At 40.0% G+C, this 6,287-nt stretch carries 9 protein-coding genes; all 9 read left to right on the forward strand.

What is annotated here, in order from left to right; genetic code table 11:
• The first annotated feature begins 141 nt into the window (after positions 1 to 141).
• Positions 142 to 1,014 (forward strand): bifunctional DNA primase/polymerase, encoded by an 873-nt coding sequence (locus CYLST_RS31920; RefSeq protein ID WP_425389096.1) that lies wholly within the window; start codon positions 142 to 144, stop codon positions 1,012 to 1,014.
• A gap of 9 nt (positions 1,015 to 1,023) precedes the next feature.
• Positions 1,024 to 1,488: a hypothetical protein gene (locus tag CYLST_RS31925; protein WP_015186488.1), complete on the forward strand. Its 465-nt coding sequence runs from the start codon at positions 1,024 to 1,026 to the stop codon at positions 1,486 to 1,488.
• Position 1,489: 1 nt separating this feature from the next.
• Positions 1,490 to 1,924 (forward strand): hypothetical protein, encoded by a 435-nt coding sequence (locus CYLST_RS31930; protein ID WP_015186489.1) that lies wholly within the window; start codon positions 1,490 to 1,492, stop codon positions 1,922 to 1,924.
• Positions 1,924 to 2,670, forward strand: coding sequence for a hypothetical protein (locus CYLST_RS31935; protein WP_015186490.1), 747 nt, complete (start codon positions 1,924 to 1,926; stop codon positions 2,668 to 2,670). Before CYLST_RS31930 ends, CYLST_RS31935 begins: the two co-directional genes overlap by 1 nt.
• On the forward strand, positions 2,649 to 3,356 hold the full coding sequence (locus CYLST_RS31940) for a prokaryotic E2 ligase family D protein (RefSeq protein ID WP_015186491.1): 708 nt from the start codon (positions 2,649 to 2,651) through the stop codon (positions 3,354 to 3,356). Before CYLST_RS31935 ends, CYLST_RS31940 begins: the two co-directional genes overlap by 22 nt.
• Positions 3,353 to 3,955 carry a Mov34/MPN/PAD-1 family protein gene (locus tag CYLST_RS31945; RefSeq protein ID WP_015186492.1) on the forward strand — a complete coding sequence of 201 codons (603 nt, stop codon included), beginning with the start codon at positions 3,353 to 3,355 and terminating at the stop codon, positions 3,953 to 3,955. The genes CYLST_RS31940 and CYLST_RS31945 overlap by 4 nt, the downstream gene beginning before the upstream one ends.
• Positions 3,952 to 4,806 carry a ThiF family adenylyltransferase gene (locus CYLST_RS31950; RefSeq protein WP_015186493.1) on the forward strand — a complete coding sequence of 285 codons (855 nt, stop codon included), beginning with the start codon at positions 3,952 to 3,954 and terminating at the stop codon, positions 4,804 to 4,806. Before CYLST_RS31945 ends, CYLST_RS31950 begins: the two co-directional genes overlap by 4 nt.
• Before the next feature lie 531 nt (positions 4,807 to 5,337).
• Complete coding sequence (locus CYLST_RS31955) at positions 5,338 to 5,664, forward strand: hypothetical protein (protein ID WP_015186494.1); 327 nt, start codon at positions 5,338 to 5,340, stop codon at positions 5,662 to 5,664.
• A 307-nt stretch (positions 5,665 to 5,971) separates the two neighbouring features.
• Positions 5,972 to 6,277, forward strand: a complete 306-nt coding sequence (locus CYLST_RS31960; RefSeq protein WP_015186495.1) for a hypothetical protein — start codon at positions 5,972 to 5,974, stop codon at positions 6,275 to 6,277.
• Positions 6,278 to 6,287: the final 10 nt, after the last annotated feature.

Raw genomic sequence — 6,287 nt, forward strand, 5'->3', positions numbered from 1 at the left:
CACTTTGCACAAGCAGTAAATCCTGCACAAACAGCACATTATTTAGGTTTAAAAACTTTAGTTTCCTTCGCAACCCCAATCAAGATTAAAACCCCATGCTGAAAAAAACTACAAACCCAAAAACTGATTGATATCTTAAAAATACTCCCCCAACACTGGCCTATCATCCCAACTCAGGGAAAAAGACCATTAGGATATCAATGGGAACAACATCCTTGGTCTCCTCAAGCATTGCTGAACGAACTACAGCAATATGAAAAAGTCCCAGTCAGAAACCGACATCACGGTTTTTACAAAATAACCCCCACAGGTATTGGTCTACTTTGTGGTCAAAACTCCCAGGAATTTTTAATCGCCATAGACTGTGATGGATATAGCGCCCATGCAGCAATTATCGCTCATCAACCACTACCCACCACAGTTACATTTACATCAGGACGACCAGGAAGGGCGCAATATTTACTGAAATTGCCAGGTAATACTCACCCTAAACTCAAATCCCGCAAAATCACCACCGCCCCCGGTGAAGTTTTAGAGTTTAGAGGTACTAACTTACCATCAATTCTTCCCCCCAGCATTCATCCAGAAACAGGTTATTATCGTTGGCTGAGTGGTTGTCGTCCTGATCAAATCGAAGTAGCGATCGCACCATCTTGGGTAATTGAGGAGATGTCGCAACCTGCAAAACCACCGAAAACAGAGTACAACAAACATAATTCCTCTGGTGCGACCACACCGCGAACACAACCAAATCCACCATTTACAGATGGAGATGTGGAGACAGCACTGCTACTACTAGGAATAATTCATCCTCGCTTTGCAGATAACTATGATTCATGGGTCAAAGTGGGAATGGCTTTGAAATCGGTTAATCCAAACCTACTTTCTGCTTGGGATGCATGGAGTCAACTATCACCTAAATATACACCTGGAGAGTGCGAATACAAGTGGCAATCCTTTAGAAAATTGGGGGTTACTATTATGATTTTGCATCGGTTAGCCAATCTTTCTTAACTACAAATTATGGCAGAAACTCAAACTCAACAAAACTTGCATGAAGATGTAGATGCTGACAATAATGATGATATCAGCACATTATCAACAGATGCTGATGTTGCTAACGTAGCGTCTCAGAAAGAAGATAAGTTTAATTTTGACAACACGACTATCATCTTAGGCATCCAAATTCAACCAGGAAATACAGACGATTCACGACAGGTATTAATCACCGCTGGAATCAAGGGAGAACCACCAGTAATTCAAATCACTACAATCCAGGAACTCGCTCAATGTCCAGTAATAGCTGAAATTCTGATTAAATTAAAGACCATCTTACCACAAATGGCAGAGCAATCCCAGCAAAAAGAGGCTCAAAAACAAAAAAGCTCTGTCAAGCAATCAGAGAATAATAGAGTTGTAAATCCTCCTGATTTACCACCAACCAATCTCAACAAAGCCAAACCATCTAATCAATTAACACTCTTTTGATATGCCTTACATTTTAATGATTGAAGGTCAAGAAATACCTATAGCTGAGGAAGTAGCAGCTAATGACCAAATACTGCGTGATGCCATCACACCATTCTATCCAGAGATTGCTAATGCTGAAATTACAAGAGAAGAGAAGAATGGTATCACGCAAATTCGTATGGTTAAGAAGGCAGGTACTAAAGGAGTAGGTGATATCCTGCAAACTTTAATTGACAGCGAACACCAATTTAATCCGGCTCTTATCTTAAGCTGGCAAATAAAAATGCTGGAAATCCAAGGATGTCTCAACATCGAAAATCTAATATTAGTACAAGACGAACTAGAAAAAGCAATTACCACTGGTAGAGAATGGCAAATTGAACTAGAAAAAAGTCTGCATCTACTCCAACAATTTCCTCCTATCCCCTCTCAAAAAATCATCACTGGATTTTAATGCAGTCTCAATATCAATTGGCTGCTGAGTATCTAAAAATTTACCAAATTCCCCAAACGGTTAAAGAGGGAATTTGGTATTTAGAGGAACTCAGTGAACAAATTACTTATCTCACCCTCTACAAAGAACTTTTCCCAATCGAATGGTCATCCTCGAAAACTCCCTTAAGACAACATTCATATCCCAGTGTCTATAGTGACATCGAGATTGAGTTTTTAGAGCTTGTAAATGAACGGCTATTTCCTTTGGAATGGTTGGAAGATTTTCGGGGATGCACTGAAAGATACACAGAAGTTACCATTTCCCCCCAAAATATAGACTGGTGGGAAATGAGTTTAGAAGAATTCAGCTTCACAGAACAATTTCTGTTGTCAATTATAGGTCATGGACATCCCAAAGCAGACTGGATTTTGTACTTCGGCTTTGTTCCTAGAAAGCTGTTAACTGTGGAGAGAATCGATTGGGAAAAACTCTCGTTACTTTGTCAACAAATAGCTTCACCTTTATCCTTATTGTATGATGTGATATCCATCATAGACCACAGTACAGAATGTATTTGGTTAGATACAACCCATCAAGATTATGTCTCGTTTGATTGGAATCAAGAGGTGCTGAGATATTTAGCACAACAGTGGCAAATTTGCCAAACATATTGTCAGAAAATGACGCAATTTTCAGAATGGCTAGAATCTTCTGTTGACCATAGAAAACAGGTTATTAAACTATGGAACAAAGCTCAGGATTAACTAATATCTTACCTCGGCTCAATGTCAGTGCTATCTCACATTCAATTATCAACCAAACTACTCATGGAGAAATACTGGCACATCTGTTATTTCTGCCAGGTCAATATCTTCTAGTTTATAAGGAGGGAGAAGCTACCACCTACAAATTTATTTCTCCCGCAGCCTTAAGAGAAGCATTTGTTGCTGAACCCATTGACTCAGGTTATTTACCACCAAATACCGTGAGGTGGGGAAGATGTTACAAAGGAGAATGGTTAGTGCAGTTTTATCCACCACAAAGTTGTTGCATTTCCTTAGAAAATACAACTTTAACAGTACCTATGCCGGGGTTAGTATTTGCAGGATGCGATCGCAAATATTGGATTTGGGCAGTCAAGAAATTTGACCTCAATTCTCCCATATTTCATGCACCATTACCAAACATTATGGAAAATGGTTCTATATGTTTTGGGGGAAACTCTGTTCCCAATTGTTCCGCTGCTCACATCATGCAGGTATGGCAGTTGTTTTGGCATAGTCCTTTTAATCAAGATTTGGTGCAGGGTAAATCCAAATCCTACCGCGAAAATGTGCGATCGCATCTCCAACAACTACACAACAGCAATGCCAAAAAATACCCAACACGGGATTTAGTGCCCTGGGGTAACAAAACTATCACCACTGCAATTGAAGAAATTATCTCATGATAATACCCGCACTCATCAATTACCAATTTGCCACCAGCACCACCCTACCACCAATCGCAGGCAAGATGATGGAATACTGGGTGGCCGGGAATGGAGTATTTGTTCGTGCTGCACGTCAGGGATTATCTGCCTGCATTCCTGTCAACCAATGCAGCATTCGTGGTTTACCCCATCTCACACCCTACTTTCACCTGCAATATCCACTGGTTCCTGCCAGCTTAGTTCTGAAAATGTTACAAAAATCCCAGGCTGTGGGGTGTCAAGAAATCCTTTTTTACCTCTGCTTCACTGATGGAGAGTGGCATCTGCATATCCCAGAGCAAACTGCGACATTTACCAGTGTAACTCCAGTTGAGGCAACCAGCTTATTTTATGAGACTGCCATGATTGAGGTACACAGCCACCACAGCATGAGCGCACAATTCTCCGCAACAGATGACGAGGAAGAATCTGGAAAATTCAGAATTTTTGCTGTTTTGGGGGAAATCTTTACTAATTCCCATATCTGCGTGCGGTTGGGTGCATACAGCCACTTTTGGCAAATCCCTGCTAACTGGATATTTGAGTTACCAAGCTGTCTCACAGATGTTATGCCATGATGAAATTGGACTTATCTTTCGCTAACTCTGTCCCCATCATGCTCCCTGCACACAATCATGTTGAATTTGTGATTGTAGGTGCAGGTGGAACAGGCGGTTTTTTGACTCCAGCCATTGCTAGACTAATGCTGGAGATTGAAGCAACCAGCAATAAAAGCGCTTCTTGCATAGTTGTAGACCCCGATATAGTTGAACCTAAAAACATTCCTCGGCAGAATTTTCAGCAGTCGGAGGTTGGGTTATACAAAGCGGAAGTCTTAGCAGCTAGATACAGTTTAGCTCTGGGAGTACAAATTTGTGCGATCGCTAAACCATTCACCAAGAAAATGGTATCAAACAGATGGCGTAAGCTAACAGTTATCATTGGTTGCGTGGACAATGCAGCGGCTCGTGCTGAAATTAGCTCTTGTTTAGACCAAGACTACTCAGGTTCTCCACCACAAACATGGTGGTTAGATTGTGGCAACCACGCTAATTCTAGTTCTGGACAAGTGTTACTTGGCTCTACTAACCAATTTACCTTAGAAGTTGCATTTGACAATCTCCACAAACCCAACTTTTGCATCAATCTTCCCAGTCCTTCTTGCCAACACCCAGAACTACTAACGCCATTGCCTGAAGAATTGAACTCAACACCACTTTCATGTGCCGAAATTCAAGCACGGAACCGCCAAAGCTTATTTGTGAATCAGCAGGTAGCTGTTATTGCTGTTGAATATATGCTGGCATTAACGCTAACTGGAGGTTTAAGAAGATTTGCGACTTACTTCCATAATTCTACAGGCTCTTGTCGTTCGCTATACACCTGTGCAGAATCTCTCCAACAATTTAATTTACGGTTGAGGAAATGATTCCAGTACTTACGCAAAAATGACGTAAGAGCAAGGATTTTCCGTAGGAGCAATTCATGAATTGCCCCTACATTTCGTACTTGATGCGTAAGTTCTAGATTCTATAAAATCAGTCCATTTTGACAAAAATATAGGGTTTAGAGGTTGTTTGAAAAGTATTAGGCGAATATAATTCGCTACTACACAAGCAAAGTCCACCTCCGTGGACTAACGCAAAATCAAGGGTTTTCTAACCCACGGAGGTGGGTTTTGTCTGTGTAGCCGCGACTTATAGTCGCCAGGGCTAGTAATAAATTAGACTTTTCAAACATCCTCTTAGGGTGTGGGGTGCAGAAATGAAGAGTAGGCAGCACCCCACCTTATACCCAAATGGCACAAGTTCCTTAATTAATCATATCCTTGGTGTTGCGGTAAAGTCAAAATGAACATCATATTTTGACTTGAAACCTACAATACAAACTCTGCACTGTTGAGGAAATTTCTATTGATAAAGTCAAAAATTAAGCAGCTTACCAAAACCACACTAAATCGATGTTAAACATTAATCGAATACAGCTAAGTGATAGTGGATGGACTCTTAATATTCTTTCACCTAGAGTTGCCACTATCACTAATCCTTTGGGACAAAGAAAAGTAACATACTTCGGCTTTGAAACTGAAGAGAAAGCATTGGAATTCAAACAATGGCTCATTGAAAATACAAAATATTCGGCTATTTCTGTGAGAAAAGCAGAACGATTAAGCCAAAACTGGGAATGTAAATGTTGGAATTTACCGACAGAGCTAATTATTCAAATAGCCGAGCTAGATACAAACCAACAAATCCAGCTTCAGAATAAACAAAAACTGCCTAGTTAGCCCTTTCTAAAATCAAGATAAATTAAACACCGCACTGACTAAATGCAGAGAAGCTAGATAGTTGGTAATAAATGCCCCTAATTTGGTACATAAAATGAATTATTGCACACCAAAACGACCAATTCGCTACGCGCTACGCGCTATGCTTCTGATGAGTTTAATCGGAGGCATAATCTATATTTTTAGATGCCTTTTCCAATTCTAGAGAGGTGTGTATTAACAAAATATCTGCACGCCTCAAACGCCGTTATTCTCAATCACATTATCATACTTTCTGGCTAAAAATTGTGCAATTCACTGTCAAACTATGAAACTATCCCATTCATTCACAGCTAATATTACCAAAGATACCTATGTCAGTTCATACGGCAATGGTAATAACCAATCTTGTTCATTTATTGAACATGGAGAAACGGTGACAATAAATTTTAACACTGATTGTCTTCACCAATTAAGAGAAACTATCAACACTCTTCAACAAATTTATCAATCTCTTTCCCAGCAACGGCAACAGCAAATCACAATTGAGATTGAACAGTTAAATACCCATACTCTCATTCCAACTTCTCAAAATAATAACGGCAAATCTCACATAGCAAAAATAGGTCTATAAACAACCATTA

This window comes from Cylindrospermum stagnale PCC 7417, from assembly GCF_000317535.1.
Classification (GTDB): Bacteria; Cyanobacteriota; Cyanobacteriia; order Cyanobacteriales; family Nostocaceae; genus Cylindrospermum; species Cylindrospermum stagnale.

Excerpts from the sequence above, each read along its gene's own strand:
- CYLST_RS31925 (WP_015186488.1), top strand. The coding sequence starts at position 1,024 with ATGGCAGAAACTCAAACTCAACAAAACTTGCATGAAGATGTAGATGCT.
- CYLST_RS31930 (WP_015186489.1), top strand. The coding sequence starts at position 1,490 with ATGCCTTACATTTTAATGATTGAAGGTCAAGAAATACCTATAGCTGAG.
- CYLST_RS31940 (WP_015186491.1), top strand. The coding sequence starts at position 2,649 with ATGGAACAAAGCTCAGGATTAACTAATATCTTACCTCGGCTCAATGTC.
- CYLST_RS31955 (WP_015186494.1), top strand. The coding sequence starts at position 5,338 with ATGTTAAACATTAATCGAATACAGCTAAGTGATAGTGGATGGACTCTT.
- CYLST_RS31945 (WP_015186492.1), top strand. The coding sequence starts at position 3,353 with ATGATAATACCCGCACTCATCAATTACCAATTTGCCACCAGCACCACC.
- CYLST_RS31935 (WP_015186490.1), top strand. The coding sequence starts at position 1,924 with ATGCAGTCTCAATATCAATTGGCTGCTGAGTATCTAAAAATTTACCAA.
- CYLST_RS31950 (WP_015186493.1), top strand. The coding sequence starts at position 3,952 with ATGATGAAATTGGACTTATCTTTCGCTAACTCTGTCCCCATCATGCTC.
- CYLST_RS31960 (WP_015186495.1), top strand. The coding sequence starts at position 5,972 with ATGAAACTATCCCATTCATTCACAGCTAATATTACCAAAGATACCTAT.